Here is a 17913-nt window from a genome sequence, read left to right on the forward strand (position 1 = left end):
GCAAGCTATTCCGGAAATTAAATCTGGAATAGCTTGTTTTTTCAATTAACTTTGTTGTTCTCTTTTTCTAATAATGTCATCTATCTCTGATTTTAACAAAAGGTATCTATGGGTATTTCTATTGATCCGCACCTTCGTTAAATTATTTTTCTCCACAAAAACTTTCATTGAATCTTTGGATAATCCTAATTTTTCTCCAGATTCCTTAACGGTCAATACAACCAATGGGTTTGTGGCGTTAAAGGTTTCCTTTAACTTCAAATTCCAATCAGCAAAATTTTGCATGTATAACAGCCTCTTTTCTTCCATTCAAACGAACTAATTGAATCGGATATAACCATTATACCACAACAAAGCACTTCTCCGGCGTCCTTCATGAGGAATGCGCATAGCCGGATAACAAACCTGGACGGTGCTCGAGAAGTCATTCATTTTTCAACGAATCCTGAAGGCGCTATTTTGCATAAAATGCCCCTTTTGAAATCTAACGCATCACATTAGGATGTCGATTAATTGTGAATAGGGCAATAAGCAATCGCAAGGGATATTACTACAATCAAGTTTGGGATTCCGACCGCTGTTGTAGTCCAATTTTTTGATGAAATAACCCCTGTAAAGGATAAAATTGGCCTACAAAGGCGGTCGCTGCCGCTTCTCCATTCCCAATCTTGCTCTTCGTTCCCCTTCTTTTTGCATGCCAATCTCACAATTAATCGACGCACTTCGTAGAGTCGCTATTTGTGAACAAATGCTCATTTGGGCAGCGTTTTACTACCATTAAGCATGCTACGATTCGTTACAAATTTAAAACAAGCTTTTTTGGCACAATAGCACTACCCGTATTCGTTAGATTTTCCAGACGAGTTTTGCAACCACCTGTTAAAAACATATAGTTTCATCAATAAAAAAAGACGCCTGTGCTCTGCAGAAATGCAAAGCCTGACGTCTTTTATTTTATTTCATCAATTACATGCTAGGCGCGTTCAACGCTTCTTCTGGTACAACGATTTCTTCGATTTCATTGTACTTGCTGATTACACTCTTCATATCCATGTCGATTGTAATTTTTTGTCCTTCTTGCTCCATTTCAGCTGACATCACAACATCAGATCTGGTCGGATAGTAAGTTTCTTTGTTCATCGCCGTTACAACCTTGATGCTAGTAATGTTCATTGCATCCAGCATAGCTGCCATCTCTTCATTTTGGCCGCCTTGATTCATGAACGATTTAGCAAGCTCCTTCACATTGTCGCCAGACAAGCTTGCAGTCAATACATAGTCATTGCCTTCTTCAGTAACAACAGTATCCTTAGCAATTGCTTTGAAGTTTTCAAGTTGTTTTTCTGGCTTGGATGACTCTTCTAGAGTAGCCATCAATTCTTTAGTAGTCTCTTCAGGCATTTTCACCCAGTTGCCTTCAATCTGTGCAAACATGCCATCTTTCGTAATATATTGCACCATTTTTTGGCTGCCTAGCTCTCCCATGTTCATATCTAGATCTTGAAACATTGTCAATGGCTCTTTAACAAAATCAGATGTTGATTTCATTTCTACCTTTTGTTCTTGCTTTTGCTCTCCAGCAGTAATGTTGATATTTTGCTTCATATCTAAAGTCATGGAGAAGCTTTTAAGATCAGCACTTGCTGCAGTAGACTTCTCGATTAGCTCTTCGACGGTAGGTAAAGCATTATTTTGATTATTGCCAGAACCTTGATTTTGTTCAGTTTGGTTTGTTGGCGGCGTGCTGCTGTTTCCACCGTTTGAAGGACCGTTATCCTTCCCTCCACATGCTGTCAAACCTAATGCCAATGCTGCTGATACTACAAAAATTGCCAGTTTTTTCATTTCCTGTTCCCCCTAAAATTTTCAGTCCCTAGTAGGATACCCAAGAACTGTATTGCGGCGACAGAGTACATAGTCCTAAAAAGGCATACAAAAAATTCCATACACATCCTATTTCATTAGGGAAGTATGCCCAGTTTCATGCGAATGCGTTTCCAATGTTACAAAAATTTGAACAATATTGTCAAAAAAGCAGCATGTTTTCACTATTAACTCATGCAGTTTGCATAACTGATTCATTGTTTCTCTGCGATTTTAAGTCTCCCTTGCCAATCTATTTTCCGCAAAACTAGTCGGGTTAGTACTGTAACGAATCGAGCGGGTAACGAACAATTAAATGGAGCGGCACTGGGCACGCTCGATAGCCTCACAACTGTAACGGTTATGAGGAGCGTTATTTAGTGGAAAAAAGAGGTTTTGAAACTGTAACGGTTGTGAGAAGCGTTAAGTGTTAACTTTCATCGCATTTTTGCTGATTTTAAGCAAATAAGGCTTCCTACATCCGTTAGATTTAAAATTGAGCTGATTTCCTTACAATAGCACTTCCTACAACCGTTAAATTCGGAATGAACTGATATGCCGCGACATCCACTACAAAAAAGAGAAGATGCCCAGCCCTCGGAATACTCCTAATTCGAAAGGTTTGTCCACCACTATCTCACCCCATCCCAAATAAAAAGCATCCTTTCCCGGATGCGCAATGTTTTATCCTTTATATATTTTGTTTTCTAGAATAATAATTTGTTCCTCATTAGGGGATATCCCTACTTGTTTAGTATTCTCAACCAACCTATAAATAGTATCGCAGCATTGTTTAGCACCTAAAACCAATAAGGGGACACCTATGAAATCAATTTTTAATCCCCTTGAAAAAAAACCACCAATTGACATAACGAACGGTACAGTTGGCGAGGTATTTGAAAATACTATTTTTTCATGAAAATGGTGTTTACTCTGCAGTAATAGGCTTAAATTTTTTAATGCTGGAACAACAAGTTTTGAGGATTTCCTGCCTATTGTAAATACTGAATCTCCATTTTCATCTACCCCGTGAAAAATAAGTTTTCCAAAATCATCTTTATTCAATTTATTGAAGTAATTTACATTCAATATTTCTTCTTTAGTTAGCTTTCGTTCTGGATGTGTAATTTGTTTCAAGTGATAAGCAGCTGCAAGAGACGTTGTATGCGTCCCCCCATAGTCATTATAGATATAGATCATAAAATCATCCTTTATTATTTTCTATTTCTATTATGGTCATTTCTGCATGTCTTCAATCTATGTTATAGAAAATAGCAATATACAAGCTGATATTCAATAGGCAAAGAACAAACGATGCGATGTTATTTGCGGTGCGGTCATTAATGACCGTTAGACCCAAAAAACAGTCTTTTTGTTGCATATGCGGACACTTATGACCATTAGAAGAACATTCCGTCGAATTTTCTAGTTTTTTTCCCGCTAACGGATATTTCTGTCCGCTAGAAAGTGGAAGTTCGCGAAAAATGAGCGCTAACGGTCATCAGTGTCCGCATCACTAGGATCAATTCGAGCTCAACATACTTAGCTAGATTTAGCTTGTTTGGGCTTAGCGGTTGTCTCATACACATATAAAAAATTATGAATCCATTTTGAAGCGATAACTTCTTCTGTCTTCGGATTGACCATCTGCAATTCAATGAGTTGATGCTCGGGATTAAGGCTCCTATAGAGCTCGCCAATCCCCTTCGTCGCGTGCAAGTTTTCCCCACTTTGAAATACATCGCCTGCTCCAATCTCCATTCCATCATGACCCATCTTTTCATACGAAGTATATTGTTCTAATCCTAAGTAGTCCTGCAAAATTTTATCATGAATCACAACGTTAACATGGAAGGGACCAGTGCTTTCTTTCGTTTGATTAATAATTCGATATTCTATGCTGAGCAAATCCTCATCAAAATACTCATCGTTTAATGATACAAAATTAACACTTGCATCGCCGAATAAAATACGCTCTCTATCATTTCTATCCTTAGAACAACCGATTAGCACTAGCAGAGAAATCAACACGATAATGATTTTATTTAACATATTGTTCAACTTCCTCCTTTACCCGCCTCGTAAAATCGGATATTACCGGACCCCACTCTTTGCCAAAAGCTTGCCTTACATCTATTATAACAAAAAACCACTTATTACTTGTACCACCACCAAATGTAAGACAAATTGGTTGCAGTTCAAAAATAAATGGTTTTTTGAGAGCTTCTTTTTCTATTACTAATTACTGTTTGATTACACGCACATTATCGATTTGCAGCACTGTACCGCCTGGCGAGTCCACATAGAAGCCGACATCTATTACTCCAGAGGTAACATAAATGTTGTCAATACTAATAAACCTCCACTCAGCGTGGTGAGGGATATTGTAATCAAGCCGGCTCCCGCCATACTGATCCACTTCAGCCCTCGCAGTCGTTGCTCCATTGCCGCTTAGTCTAACCCATGCTTCAAACTTGTAGTGACTATTATTAACCGGAACATCAACTAATTGATGAATGCTCTGCTTATAAGCACCCGGTGCATGGAAGTATGCTCGTTTAGAGCCTGTACGCGCAGACTCTGGCGGATTCATGCCATTGCCGCTGTCAATTCCATAAGCAGTCGCATTGCCTGCCGGATGCCACTCTGTCCAGTTGCTGCTTGACGATTGCGATCTTTCAAAATCACCATTATCGAGCAAATTAAGTTCGGATTGAGGCTGCGCAATCGCAGACTTAGACAGTACAAATCGGTCAAGATTTACATTGCCGCTATCCGAGCTGTCATAAGCAAACGCAATCGTATTCAAGCCTGCTTGCAGCGTTAAGCTCTGCGCTGCTTCCATCCAGACATTCCAGTTATTTCCGCTCGAAGACAATATGTTTTGCCTGATTTTAATACCATTTACATAGGTGCTGATCGACTTATTCGACCCGCTTCCGTTCGCATAGCGCAGCGAAGTGCTATATACGCCTGCTTCCCCGACATCTACCGTAAATTCTACCTTGGCTCCTGCAGTCAGCATATTATCTACAAAAGCTGTACCGGAATAGAACCAGTGATTATCGTTTACCGCAGCGCCGCCAGCCAGCTTCCCTCGCTCCAGCTCTACTTTATACTGCACCGGAGTAAAAGGCACTTCTATATAGTCAATATTTACATTGCCGCTGTCATTCGCTTCATCAAAGTAGCGGTACGTAATTATATTGCGGCCCGCCTCTAGCGGCAATCGCTCCTGCTTGTTCCCCCAAGTGCTCCAGCTCGCCATATTTGGAAGATCGGTCGACTTGATTCTCTCGCCATTTACAAAAATACTTAAGCTTTTGCTTGAACCTGTAGCATTGGCATAACGAAGATCGATATCGTAGTCGCCTGCTGACGCTACATCCGCATAGAAAGTAACTGCTGCATTGTTATGGTGCAGCCCTTCAACGAAACCTGTGCCAGAGTAACCGCTATGACCGCTGCTTGCGGTTGCCATTGCTGCTAAAGAAGCGCCCGTTAAAGAGCCCTGCTCTCCTTCATATCTGATGCTATGCTGTACAACCGCACTGGAGCCAATCGCCTGAATATCAGAAAGCGCTGCTAGACCCGCAGCAATCTTAACATAAGTAACCGGGCCATAAATATCCCTTCCTTTGCTCCAGCCGTTGCCGCTGCTTGCTTCCAGCTGTGTCAAAGAAGCATACTCCGTTAGATTAGCGCCATTATGTTTAACCGTCTCTGCGCTCTTATTATGAAGCTTCAATATATACTGGCTGACATCAGCGTTAAAGCTTCCATCTTTGCCATGCACCTGTAAATTATAGCCAGCGCTGCCTTGGTCCTGAGCTGTAATTAGCTGTTTAAAGAAGCTGCCGCTCTCATATTGATAGGATTGGCCGTCATCATCATAGTAAGTAAAGGAAGTCCGCTCTGCTGCTGGAAATATGTCAACTTGAACGGTATCCACTGCCTTTTCATCGACATAATTGAGCACCTCCTGCGAAGGAACAATAGCTCCTTGCTTAATAAAAATAGGCATATCCGTCCACGTGCGATCGTTGAGACTATACGTAATCACTTGACCGCCTGTATACGTATGTCCGCGGAAATAATCTGTCCATAAGCCCGGCGGCAAATAAATGGACTTCGACTTTTGGCCCTTGTCCAAAACGGGAGACACTAATAAATAATCGCCGAACATCCATGAATCCGTAATATTGGCGGCATTAGGATCGCCAGGATAGTCAAAAATCAGCGGTCTTACCAAACCTGCGCCTTGCTCATAAGCTTGCCGCTCATAGCTGTACATATACGGCAGCAAGGAATATCTTAATTGAATGGCGCTTTTGGACACTTCCTCTGCTGTCTGGCCATAATACCAAGGCTGACGCTGCTGATTGTAATTGCCGTGCAGTCTCGCAACCGGTGTCATTGCCGCGAATTGCATCCATCTTGCATACAGCTCAGGCATTGGATTGCTGATCGTTCCATCAGGCTGATTAAAGCCTCCTGCATCCATTCCCCACTTCGCCTGACCCATATTTATAGCCGATAACATAATTGGAGCTTGCTCCTTCATTCCTGTTGCCCAAGAAAATAGCTCTCCCTTATAAAACTGCGAGCCGATATCGCCTGACCATAAAGATGTCGCATAGCGCTGTGTGCCGGGATAATACGTTCGGCCTGTTTGCCATACACGTTCATCACCATTCGTATATTGCCGCTGCCCCTCATACATAGCCTGTGACCAATGCAAAGTCGAATAGTTGCCGAACCAGTATTGAGCCGCTCCAGATGAAACTTTATCCGTTTCGTCATTCCACCAGCCGACAATACCTTTGTTGTATGCATCTATGCTGCTGTTCCATAACCAGCTGCGTACAGCCGCCTGATAAGGATCAACGCTTCGCACGGTTACTGGAATAAAATAATCGGTATACTCCCCATGTCCCGGATACCAATAGCCGCCTGCTTCCGCATCATAATATTGCAAGGTGCGGGCGCCGCCAAAATCTTTTGTTACGATACGCGGCTTTGTGATGCCTATAAGCTTCATCCCTTTGCTGTCCATTTCATTTTTTAATGCAGTCGTAGCGGCACTCGGAAAGTTGGTCGTGTTCCATTGAAATTCACCGTAATTGCTTTCACCGTATTTCTTCCAGTCATAGTCAAGCGCATAAGCGTCGAGCGGGATATTCGATGCGCGATAGCGGTCAACCGATTGCTTTAGCTCACTTTCATTAATGCCCCACTCAAAGTTGCTGAGGCCAAGCGACCATTTTGGCATCATTGGTGCTGCACCTGTTATTTTGGAATAAGCCTGCATAATATTGTAGGGATCTCCTACCATAAGATAAAACTCCACATTGGACTTGGTATAACGGCGCCCCTCTATAGGCGTTCCGCCATAATAAAACTCCAGCTTGCCTGTCGCAGATTCGGTATAAGGATAACCGCCATCACTGTCTACCAATAATCCATAGCCTGCCGTTGACCATATAAACGGACCGCCTGCATCCCCCTGCTGTCCCGCATGAGCCGGATGCTGATTATCACTGCGCAATATGCCCCCAACATCCTCCATCGCATCGAAGCTGCGGATCCCGTACATATTATGATTCTGATCATGCTGGAAACGAACGCCGTCATGGAACATACCGCCGCTTGACGGCTCCCAGAGCAGTGTCGTCCCGTCACTCTTCTTCAACGTCAATCGGACTGGTGTTCGAGTAATTTCCAATCTCAAATCGCTTGTAGTGACCACAATAGGATCACCGGTACTATCGATTGCAGCCCCCACGGAGCTCCACGTCACATCTGGATCAATGATAGGCGTGCTGGCGCTTGATGCAACACCGTTTGGACGATAATTAAACTTCAAAATATTTTGCTCAGCGGCTTTAATTTCCAAAATATCGTCGCCGGGCTCCAGACCATTATCAATCGTTAAAGTAAGTGTATCCGGGGCTGTATCAACATTAATAATATTGCCTAGCGCTGCAGCAAATGCCTTGACAGGGGATGCAGGCAGCATCCCCATTTGAACCATCATGGCAAGCAGCACGAAGCAGCTGACTACTCGCATCCTCACTCGCACAGCTTTACACCTCTTTTTCTAGTAAATGATTAACAGCTCATACCTCTATCTTCTTTAGCGAAGACGAATATAGTCCACATTAATCCCTAGCGTATTGCCGCTATCATACTGCAGCCGGATAATATTATGTCCTGCAGATAGATTTACTGGCAGTGTCACAGTTTGCCAGCTGCTCCAGCTGCTTGTGCCTGGCAATGCCGCAGTGGCGGAATAGACGCCATTCACATACACATTGCGGGAAGCTGCGCCCCCGGCAGAAGTATACGCGATATCCAGTTGATGAGCGCCGCTGTTCGCAGCAAACACATCAAATTCCACGTAATCACCCACCGTTTCAAAACCGTCAACGAATCCTGAGCCTAAGAAGCCTGCATGGTTCGTATTCGTGCTCACTTGATGGTGAGCTGCATATTCTGCTTCATATTCAGCCTTGGCTGTACCGGACAGCTTTACCGTACGCGTACTCGTACCAGCTGCTGCTTTTACATAGACGAACTTATCGGCGGCATCATAATACCAGCCTTGCGCAGCAGCATGTAAAGCAGCCTTGCTGCTATACTCTGTCACGCCTGCATGGTTAATTGTCACACCAGACGGCTTGGATGCAAACACCTGAAGGGTGCTGTGCATATCCATTGGCGGCAGTGTTGCGGTCACTTCTCCCGTTGCATAGCTTTCATTCACTTGAATTTGCTTCACGGATTTGCCTACCGGGCCACCACCAATATCATCCTGCCAATCATATGCGCTACTGCCTGAAGGATAGATTCTGAAAACGAGATTCGTATACTGATCCAAGCTATTGCCTATTGCTCCTGTTAATTGATAGTCAGCATTCAGATTAAGCGGAATAATAGCTCCGGCTTTTACAAACACAGGAATAGAATCAGCATCAGCATAATACGCTATCGTCTGATTGCCCGGCCGCTGCGCGCCATAGAAGAAGTCAATCCATTCTCCTTCAGGCAAATAAACATTTTTAATGTTTGTACCGCCTTCCACAATAGGCGCAACAAGCAGATTGCTGCCAAACATATATTGATATTGCAAGGAATGCGTCTGATTGTCCTGAGGATATTCCAGGCTCATGGCACGCATAAAAGGTACTCCTGTCGCACTTGTAGCAGCTGCTTCACTATAAATATAAGGCAATAAATTCATGCGCAAATTCGTAAACTTTTTAAAGGTATCAATAATAGAAGTGTCATTGCCGTTGCGGGCAGCAGCATTCCAAGGCGTCCGTTCCTCGCTTATTGCAGGATTTGCTTTTTCAGAGTGAATTTGCATAATAGGCGTAAATGCCCCCAGCGCCACAGATCGTTTATATAGCTCCGCGGATGGATAATCTCCTGTAAAGCCGCCGACATCCCAGCTCCAGAAAGGAACGCCCGACAGATTAGCCGATAACCCCGCCTTCAACGCCTGCTGCATCGTATTAAAGGAGGAATCCTGATCGCCAGCCCATAGAGCCGGATACTGCTGAATGCCGGTCGTCCCTGCTCGGCTAAAGGACATGGCATCAGGCTTATAAGATTTGGCAAAATCATAAAATGCTCTTATATATTCATTAGGGAATTGATTTCTCATTTCATCGCCTTTTTTACCGTTATAAAACGTAGTGTCTCTGCCCCAAATAATTTCTCCGCCATCGGTTTTAAAGCCGTCTATATTCATATCCTCCAGCAAATATTTCCGCTTGGAGAGCCACCACTCTTCAGCAGCCGGGTTAGTGAAGTCGGGCACCAGACTGTTGCCAAACCAGCCATTGGCAGGAATACGGTAATCTCCGCCCTGGCCATCCTTCACATTATAATTTTGCGATAGCATATAAGCTGTATCATTATCCTTTTGCTCGTATGCATACGGCGTATATTTCTGCGAAGGATTTTGCCATAATAGCACCTTTAATCCAGCGTCATGAAGACTGTCAATCATCGCCTTTGGATCTGTCCATTTGCCGCTAAAATTAAAATCGGCAGCTGTAAACACCTGATTGCCTGGCTTTGCTGTATAGGTCGCATCATTCCAAATGTAGAAGGTTTCCTCATCGCTCCATTGTTCTAACACGATTGCAGTCGATGGTATCTGATACGTATCCAGCTTTGTTAGCAAATCCAATACTTCGGTTTGGCGGTCCCACTCATTAGCCGACAGCCATAGTCCAAATCCCCATTTGGGCGGAAGCTGAGGCAGCGCCACATTTTGAGCATAATTGGACATCACATCCTTCATATCGCTTCCGGTATAAATCGTGTAGTCTAATAAGGATTGGGGACTGCCGCCCGTATGAACCGAAAAACGGTATTGATCGCTTGGCACTCCGCTTGATGCCATTTCAAATTTTGAATAATACGTGCTATTAACGAGCAAGCCATAGTTTTTTGTGCTCACAAAATATGGAATAGCCATGTAGGTTTTTTCATTCTGATTCAAATATTGATTGAATACATAGTTTTCAATTTCCTGCCCGCGCTTGCCAAGCTCGCTGTAACGCTCTCCAAAGCCATAAAATTGCTCATTGGCAGGGGTGCTGAAATGATCTTGAACCTGATCAATAATGGTAGTGCCATTGGTCAGCCAAGACATGGTGCGGCTTGTTGCCGGAGAGGAATGCTCTGTTAATAAGGTGGTGCCGTCTGCGTCGTAAATGCTCATGCGAAATGGATTTTTTTGAATGCGTACAGTCATGCTGGATGTTTTTATATCGTATTGCGAAGCTGATTCATGGATCGTGTAAACGGCTTGTCCGCTTGCAAAATTTCCCGAGCCATTAGGCGATAGCTGAACTCTAACAGTTTCGCTATTTTCAAATAAGAGGTTTAATTGTGGGGTGAAAATTCCGGTATTTGCTTCTCCTTGAAACTGGATACGATTGCTGAGATTCATATAACTATTAATTTTTGTCAGGCTTTCCCAGTCGGTTACCGTAAATTGATACGGCCCAGCCGATTTCGTATTTGCTCCATTTTGGTTGGCATAGACGGTGTATTCAATGCGGTCTCCTTTATTAAAGCTGCCAAGCGCAGCTTCCCAGTACGTATCGCTGGAGGAATTATATTTCCATGCAGCTCCGATAGGCGTTTGCGGTGTGCCATTACGGCTCCATTCCACCCAAACGGCTTGGCCCGGTTCAATCGGCCATGTATTCATTTTAATAAATACTTGCTCGCCGGCCTTCGGATCACGAGGATACCGTTCTGATTCCTGCACTGTGTACAAATCGTCATCACCATACGGATCATGCCATATACCACCCAATGCCATTGCCGGTACGCTCATGGATGTGAGCAGAAGGATGGTTAAAAAGCTGATCAAACCAGTACGAAAAACTTGCACAGATCATCACTCTCCCAAATTTAAAATGGAATAAAGACACCTGATGCAATTCATGATGTATAGCGGGGAAGAGAGCAGCGCCTCTCCCCCGCCAAGCAGCTAGCAGCATTGTATCGTTTGCCGGCCTAGCTTTAAACGCAGCAGTATATCATTGCCTCTGCGCATAAAACATCCTTCATCTAATTGATCCACTCTCGTAACTTCCAGAAGATTAGTTCCATCTATTGATAAATGACTGCTTGCAGCCGCCTGCTTTAGCCATAATACAGGGCTGCGCGGTCCTGATATATTGGCTTGTATGTGCATCACTGCACCATCTGTCTGTACGGAAAGCTCGGCATGATAAGTTCCTTCTTCGGAAAAAGTATAATTGATTGCTGACATCACGTATGCGATCAGCATAAGCTCATGATCAATTTCTATGCTGTTCCCAACATAACTGGCAAGCTCCAGATCCCCGGATACATGCGCCGGAATAACAGAATCAGCACGAATATAGACCGGAATTTCCTCTAGCGCTGCGGTTACTTCCAGGTATTTCCCGCCGGCTATTGGAGCAGCATCATGATCCATCAAGCTAACCCAATGGCCTGCCGGGAAATACATATTCAGTTCCCTCGCTCCTTCTTCCAGTACAGGGGCTACAAGCAGCGCTTGGCCAAACATATATTGCGTCTCTATGCGGTTTGCGATTGGATCCTGCGGAAAATCAAAACATAGCGCCCGCATTAAAGGCTCGCCTGTAGCAGCGCTTCGCTGCGCTTGCTCATAAATATAAGGCAATAAATTCATGCGAAGATCAGCATATTGCTTATAGATATGAAGTGCCTCAGGAGCATTTCTTCGCTCGGCTATATTCCATGGCGTACGGTCCATATTGTACTGGCCTTTGCTTTCGGCATGGTACTGCATAACCGGACAAAAGGCTGCCATTTGCGCAGATCGTATAAACAGCTCGGCAGATGGGATTTCGCCAGAAAATCCTCCTAAATCCCAGCCCCAAAACGGAAGGCCCGACAAACCGCTGCTCAGCCCGGCAACTATGCTTGCCTTAAACGCGGCAAAGGTCGATTTCTCATCCCCCGCCCAATGCATTGGCGTTGCCTGTGCACCCGAGTATCCTGCCCGGCTGAACGTGATTGCTCCTCCTGGAACGAACTGATTCGCAAATTGATGGAAAGCATTAACGTAGGTGTTAGGATATTCATTACGCATTTCTGCACCGCTGCGTCCATCGTGAAATTGCAGGCTGGTGCCGTATATACATTCGCCGCCATCGGTTTTAAAGCCGTCAATACCGAGCTCATCAAGCAAATACTGGCGTTTTCCAAGCCACCAGCCGGCTCCTGCTTCATTGGTAAAGTCCGGCACCAGACTGCCTCTAAACCACTCAAAGCTTGGAATACGATAAGGCGAACCGTCTGCTTCCTGCACCATATAACCCCGCTCAAGCATAACTGCTTCATCCCTGTCATGCTGCTGATGCACCAGTCCTTCCATATACTTCATAACCGGCGCTTGCCAGAGCAGCAATCTCAGCCCGTCTTCATGAATCCGGTCGACAAGCCCCTTCGGATCAGGCCATCGTCCCCACGCGGGGAAAGTAAAATCATTGTATGTGAAGCGTTCTTCCCCGCCCTTCCCCTCATACTGTGCATCGTTGAAAATATAAAAGGTTGCTTCGTCGCTCCATTGCTCAAGCACGATTACTGTTGCGGCAATTTGGTGTTTTTTATTTTGATCCAGCTGATATCTCGTTTCCTTATCGCTATCCCAGTTATTGCTGCTCATCCAAGGGCCAAAAGCCCATTTGGGCGGCAATTTAGGCAGGGTCGTAATATGGCAATACTGCTTGATCTGCTGAGCAGGCTCGCCAATTAGCCGATGCCAAACCAGTTCTTGCTGCTTGGGGGATATATCCGCTTCTATTTCCAGCTCCGCTGCCTTTTTCGTGCCAAAACGGTAAATCGAATATAAAGAGCTTTGTAAAAAAATACCGAAGCCATCCCCGCCTATTGCAAGCGGTATTGGAATATAGGTTCGATGCCCTTGATCCTTATACTGATTATAAACATAGTTATCCAGCTCGCCTTGCTCGTAGGAAAGCTGTGAGAACCGTTCCCCCAACCCGTACCAGCGAGAGTCTTCGTTTATTTCATAGATCAGCCTAGCTTTCACTGCTTTTCGCTCTCTATTTTGCAAAATAGTTAATTTGGGGAGAGGAGATTGCTGATTGCTGCTAAGCATTAGCAGATCTGAACGCTCTTTTTCTGCCAAACTGTTGGCGCTGCTATGAAAAGTAAGCTCATATTGCACTCCCTTAGCGGGATTGGCAGTAACGCTCAGCCTGGCATAGGTTACCCCATTTGCCGGTGCATAAGAATATACCGTGCTGGCTCCTTGCAGTTGTACATGAAATGGCTGAAAACTTTCCCAGCGATATACCTCGTAGCTATAGTTTTTGGATTCATAAATACCCGATTCATGAGCCGCATCAAAGTAATAGCTGACCTGGCTATATGCGGGCGCGCTCGGAATAACCGCCTGCCAGAATCCCTCCTGCTCCGCTGATGCCGCCGCCACAAAGGACATTTCTACACTCTCATAGGAAGCTCCGTCCAGTGTATAATGAAGGGCAGCTCTGTCCATTTCATAAGGACCGCGAACGATCATTTTTATCGTGACATCATCCTGCTCCAGCACGGTTCGGGGATAGCGTTCATTTTCCTCTGCAAAATAAGGGCATTCGCTGCCTAAAGGCCTATGGTCAAAGCCGATTTCATCACTTTCCCGATAAAGCGTCAGCAAGCACTGAACCGCTTCTACAAATGGGCTGTCCTTGCCAGATTGCGCGGCTTGGCTGTACAGCTGCCCGGCCTTGGCTAGCTTGCCGCATTCCGCGTAATACCAGCTGAATATTGCCGCTTCAACGCCAGACAGCTTCGCATCGTCAATTGCCTCCAGACCCTTTAATAAAGCCAGGTCGCCAGGCGTAAAAAAGCCAAATGGCACGGTTGCAAGCACAATATCCGCTCTAACCTCCGTCGTTCCCTGCTCGCTGACCATAGCGATGCCATTCATGAATGTAGCAAATAGCTGATCTCTCATCTCCTTGCTTGTGCGAAGCGCTGTATCTGATACAAGCATAAAGCCGGCGGATCGCAGCGCGGCGTAGTGAAGCGCCACCTGGCTTAAATATACGCCCTGACGGTCTCCATACATCCAGTGAACAGCAGGCTTGAACCATCCGGCACTTATCGCATCGATACAAGCCATAATCTTATCCTTATAGCGTTCTGCAAGTCTATCATCCTTGGACTGCTGTGTATATTCGCCCAGCAGCCAAAGCCAGCCGGATAAATCCGACAGCAAGCTTTCTTCAGGCTGCAACGACCGCTCCGCTTCCTGCAGCAGGGCGGACGCTTCGCTCCAACGCTCGCATTTGACATCCATATATCCCATTAGCATCTGCTGCCCAATATGTGTAGTCGATTGTTCGTAGCTCATTATTTAACGCCTCCTAGCTGTAATCCCTCTTTAAAAAATTTCTGCGCAAACAGATAAACTAGCAAGATCGGAACCATTGATATTAAGCTTCCTGCCATTAAAATATTGTACTTGCTGGAGAACTGCCCATTTAATTGCGCAAGGGCAAGCGTGAGCGTCATCTTCTCCTTTTCCGACAATACAATTAAAGGCCAGAAATAATCGCCCCAAGTTTCCATAACAATTAGTACAGCAAGTGTCATCACGATCGGCACGCTTAATGGAATAATAATCTTGCGGAACATTTGAAAATGGGACGCTCCATCCATATAAGCGGCATCTAGAAAATCGTCATGAATCGTTTTGATGTGCTGGCGCAGCATAAATATTGCAAACGCATTGAAAATAGAAGGCAAAATCAAGCCTGAATAGGAATTAATTAGCGACAGCTCCTTTAAAACTAAAAAGACAGGAATTGTCGTCACCTGAGCAGGCACCATCATCGTAGCCAGAAATAAAGCAAAAACGATCTCTCGCCCCTTGAACGACACCTTCGCGAAAATATAAGCGGCCATTAAGGAAGATATTAATCGAACTGCTGTAGTCGCCGCTGTAATAAAGGCGCTGTTCAGCACCGCTTTGCCGAATGGAAATAATTCAAACAGCTTCGTATAGGCTGAGAAATTAATCGGATCTGGAATCCACTGAATCGGAATGCTCATTAATGCGCCTTCTGTTTTGAGCGAGGTGCTTAACATCCATAGAAATGGCAATAACGCAAATACAGCTAATATAATGGCAATCACATAGTAAAGGAGTGAGTTGATCGGTTTTCTAACCATCGTAATGCACCCACTTTTTCTGAAGTCTCAATTGAACGAGCGTAAATACAAAAATGATAATGAATAAAATCCAGGAGAAGGAGGATGCATAGCCCATCTTATGATAGTTGAATGAATAGCGGTAAATCCGCTCCACCATAACCTGCGTTGAGCCGTATGGTCCTGCATCAGTCATAATCATGACCTGCGGGAACAATTGAAAGGAACTGATGATGCTGATGATCATGACGAAAAAAAGAATAGGTGTCAGCAATGGAATCGTTATATGCATCAGCTTGCGAAAGGCATTAGCGCCATCGATTTGCGCCGCTTCATAATAGGTTGGATTGATGCCTTGCAAACCGCCTAGCAGAATGAGCGAGAAATAGCCCAAATCCTTCCACACGCTGGCAATGACTATGCCCGGCATCGCCCAGAACGGATCCTGCAGCCACGCAGGGCCGTCAATTCCAACAAAGGAAAGCAGCTGATTGACGGGGCCATAATCTTTGCTAAGCAGCCATTTCCAAATCAATGATGCCGCTACCCATGAGGTAAGCACCGGTATAAAGTAAACGACACGGAAGATGCCAACTCCGCGCTTTTTCTGATTCAAAAGCACAGCCGCGAGGATCGACATGACGATAATAAGCGGAATGTACAAGATGATAAACGTGAATGTGTTGCCTAAAACCTTCCAAAACTCTTCGCTTTTTAATATTTCTACATAATTTTGAATACCTATTAAATTCGGAACCCCTTCATTAAGATTCCATCGATTCAGCCCGTTCCAGTCTGTAAAGCTTATTAGAAAGGAATAAATAATCGGTATAATGCTGAATACGATAAGACCTGCCAGCGAAGGGAGCAGAAAGGCGAATATAATTAACCGTTTTTTTAGCTTCGAGTTACTTTTCATTATGCACCTCTTTATATGCATACGAGCAGCAGGATCCTCTCCTTACTGCCCGTATGAATGCATGAATTATTGAAGCTTGATTTTGCTTTCCAATTCCTTTTGCGCATCAGACAGCGCTTGCTCCGGCGATACTACACCTTGGGCAGCCTTCGATAAATGCTGGGAAAGAATATCGTTCATTTCGTTAAACTGTTCAATCACTGGAGGTGTCATTAAGTAATTCAGCGACTCAAATACCGCTTCGCGATTTTCTGGCGGCGTTATTTTCAAATAGTTTTCTTGTACAGAAGCAAATGTAACTGCCGGCAGCTCCCAGTTTGCATCTACACGGATTTTTGCCGCTTCTTCGCTTGACGACATAAAACTAATCCACTTGAATGCCGCATCTGCAACCTTCGACTCCTTGTTAATAACGTAACCGTTGGAGAAGAAATGCGTAGCTTTTTGTACATTGCCTGGTTCTACCGCGATATCCCAGTTGAAGGATACATTTTCAACAAAGTCCGGGAATGCCCAAATTCCAGTAATAATCATGCCCAAACGGCCGCTTTTAAACAGATCCCAGTCTCCCATTCCGCTTAATTGCGCATCTGAAGCCATAATATTGGATTTATTGATACGATCAGCCAAATGCTGCAATGCTCCGATATTTTCTGGTGAATTGACTGTAAAAGCTGTACCGTCTGCGTTCAGCAAGCCCCCGCCATTTTGCTTTGCGGCTTTAAAAAACTCGAAAAATTGTACGCTTTGGTGTACGCCAAAAATATCATTGCCCAGCGCTCGGATTTTCGCTCCAGCTTCGTCCATATCCTTCCAAGTCCAATCATTTGTAGGATAGCTTACATTGGCTTTATCAAAAAGATCCTTGTTATAAATAAGCACAACATTAGAGAAGCTCGCTGGCAAGCCATATTGGACGCCGTCCGACTGGAACGCATTTAATGCTGTCTCATACAAAGCCGATTTGTCGATAGAAAATTCATCTAATGATTTCAAAACACCTTTCTTGGCATAAGAGAAAAAGTTTTCGAAGTTAAGCTCATAAGCGTCCGGCGCAGTGCCGCCGGCAACCCTTGTTTGCATTTGTGTAAAATACTCATCGTATCCGATTGTTTCGATATCTACTTTAATATCCGGATTCAAGTCTTCAAACTTTACCCTCATAGCCTCCAAAGCGGGTGCCGCATCACCTGCAGCAGAGAAATTTGTAAACTTAACGGTTACCTGCTGTTTCTCTTTGTTTTGGTCAGTCGCTTTGTTTTGGTCAGTCGCTTTGTTTGGCTCACTCGCCACCGGTTTGCTGCCGTTATTATTGCTGCAGCCTACCACCATCGCAAGCACTACTATTACGGATAAAATAAAAACGGACTTCCTGCCTCTCAACATTCTCATCATCGTTAACCCCC

The 17913-nt window shown here is 44.5% G+C and carries 10 protein-coding genes; all 10 read right to left on the minus strand.

Going from position 1 to position 17913, the window contains the following annotated elements:
- Positions 1-45: 45 nt before the first annotated feature.
- The 10 genes from V1L65_RS07155 to V1L65_RS07200 all read right to left on the minus strand — a co-directional run bounded on the left by V1L65_RS07155 (position 46) and on the right by V1L65_RS07200 (position 17902).
- Positions 46-285: a DNA-binding protein gene (locus tag V1L65_RS07155; protein WP_331698423.1), complete on the minus strand. Its 240-nt coding sequence runs from the start codon at positions 283-285 to the stop codon at positions 46-48.
- A gap of 681 nt (positions 286-966) precedes the next feature.
- Positions 967-1845 carry a DUF6612 family protein gene (locus V1L65_RS07160; RefSeq protein ID WP_331698424.1) on the minus strand — a complete coding sequence of 293 codons (879 nt, stop codon included), beginning with the start codon at positions 1843-1845 and terminating at the stop codon, positions 967-969.
- Positions 1846-2547: 702 nt separating this feature from the next.
- Positions 2548-3063, minus strand: a complete 516-nt coding sequence (locus V1L65_RS07165) for a DUF3189 family protein (protein ID WP_331698425.1) — start codon at positions 3061-3063, stop codon at positions 2548-2550.
- A 342-nt stretch (positions 3064-3405) separates the two neighbouring features.
- Positions 3406-3915, minus strand: coding sequence for a hypothetical protein (locus V1L65_RS07170; protein WP_331698426.1), 510 nt, complete (start codon positions 3913-3915; stop codon positions 3406-3408).
- 190 nt (positions 3916-4105) lie between these two features.
- On the minus strand, positions 4106-7945 hold the full coding sequence (locus V1L65_RS07175) for a TIM-barrel domain-containing protein (RefSeq protein ID WP_331698427.1): 3840 nt from the start codon (positions 7943-7945) through the stop codon (positions 4106-4108).
- 54 nt (positions 7946-7999) lie between these two features.
- Positions 8000-11281 carry a TIM-barrel domain-containing protein gene (locus tag V1L65_RS07180; RefSeq protein ID WP_331698428.1) on the minus strand — a complete coding sequence of 1094 codons (3282 nt, stop codon included), beginning with the start codon at positions 11279-11281 and terminating at the stop codon, positions 8000-8002.
- Positions 11282-11380: 99 nt separating this feature from the next.
- The gene (locus tag V1L65_RS07185) at positions 11381-14788 is read right to left on the minus strand and encodes a glycoside hydrolase family 31 protein (protein ID WP_331698429.1); all 3408 of its coding nucleotides are present in this window, start codon (positions 14786-14788) and stop codon (positions 11381-11383) included.
- The gene (locus tag V1L65_RS07190) at positions 14788-15609 is read right to left on the minus strand and encodes a carbohydrate ABC transporter permease (RefSeq protein ID WP_331698430.1); all 822 of its coding nucleotides are present in this window, start codon (positions 15607-15609) and stop codon (positions 14788-14790) included. The genes V1L65_RS07185 and V1L65_RS07190 overlap by 1 nt, the downstream gene beginning before the upstream one ends.
- Positions 15602-16507 carry a carbohydrate ABC transporter permease gene (locus V1L65_RS07195; protein ID WP_331698431.1) on the minus strand — a complete coding sequence of 302 codons (906 nt, stop codon included), beginning with the start codon at positions 16505-16507 and terminating at the stop codon, positions 15602-15604. Before V1L65_RS07195 ends, V1L65_RS07190 begins: the two co-directional genes overlap by 8 nt.
- 66 nt (positions 16508-16573) lie before the next feature.
- On the minus strand, positions 16574-17902 hold the full coding sequence (locus tag V1L65_RS07200) for an ABC transporter substrate-binding protein (RefSeq protein ID WP_331698432.1): 1329 nt from the start codon (positions 17900-17902) through the stop codon (positions 16574-16576).
- Positions 17903-17913: the final 11 nt, after the last annotated feature.

Source organism: Paenibacillus sp. IITD108 (assembly GCF_036541265.1).
In the GTDB taxonomy this organism is placed as follows: domain Bacteria; phylum Bacillota; class Bacilli; order Paenibacillales; family Paenibacillaceae; genus Pristimantibacillus.

What these genes read in the sequence shown, in the direction of transcription:
- V1L65_RS07185 (WP_331698429.1), bottom strand. Translation starts at nt 14,788, where the DNA reads ATGAGCTACGAACAATCGACTACACATATTGGGCAGCAGATGCTAATG.
- V1L65_RS07155 (WP_331698423.1), bottom strand. Translation starts at nt 285, where the DNA reads ATGCAAAATTTTGCTGATTGGAATTTGAAGTTAAAGGAAACCTTTAAC.
- V1L65_RS07200 (WP_331698432.1), bottom strand. Translation starts at nt 17,902, where the DNA reads ATGATGAGAATGTTGAGAGGCAGGAAGTCCGTTTTTATTTTATCCGTA.
- V1L65_RS07170 (WP_331698426.1), bottom strand. Translation starts at nt 3,915, where the DNA reads ATGTTAAATAAAATCATTATCGTGTTGATTTCTCTGCTAGTGCTAATC.
- V1L65_RS07190 (WP_331698430.1), bottom strand. Translation starts at nt 15,609, where the DNA reads ATGGTTAGAAAACCGATCAACTCACTCCTTTACTATGTGATTGCCATT.
- V1L65_RS07195 (WP_331698431.1), bottom strand. Translation starts at nt 16,507, where the DNA reads ATGAAAAGTAACTCGAAGCTAAAAAAACGGTTAATTATATTCGCCTTT.
- V1L65_RS07160 (WP_331698424.1), bottom strand. Translation starts at nt 1,845, where the DNA reads ATGAAAAAACTGGCAATTTTTGTAGTATCAGCAGCATTGGCATTAGGT.
- V1L65_RS07165 (WP_331698425.1), bottom strand. Translation starts at nt 3,063, where the DNA reads ATGATCTATATCTATAATGACTATGGGGGGACGCATACAACGTCTCTT.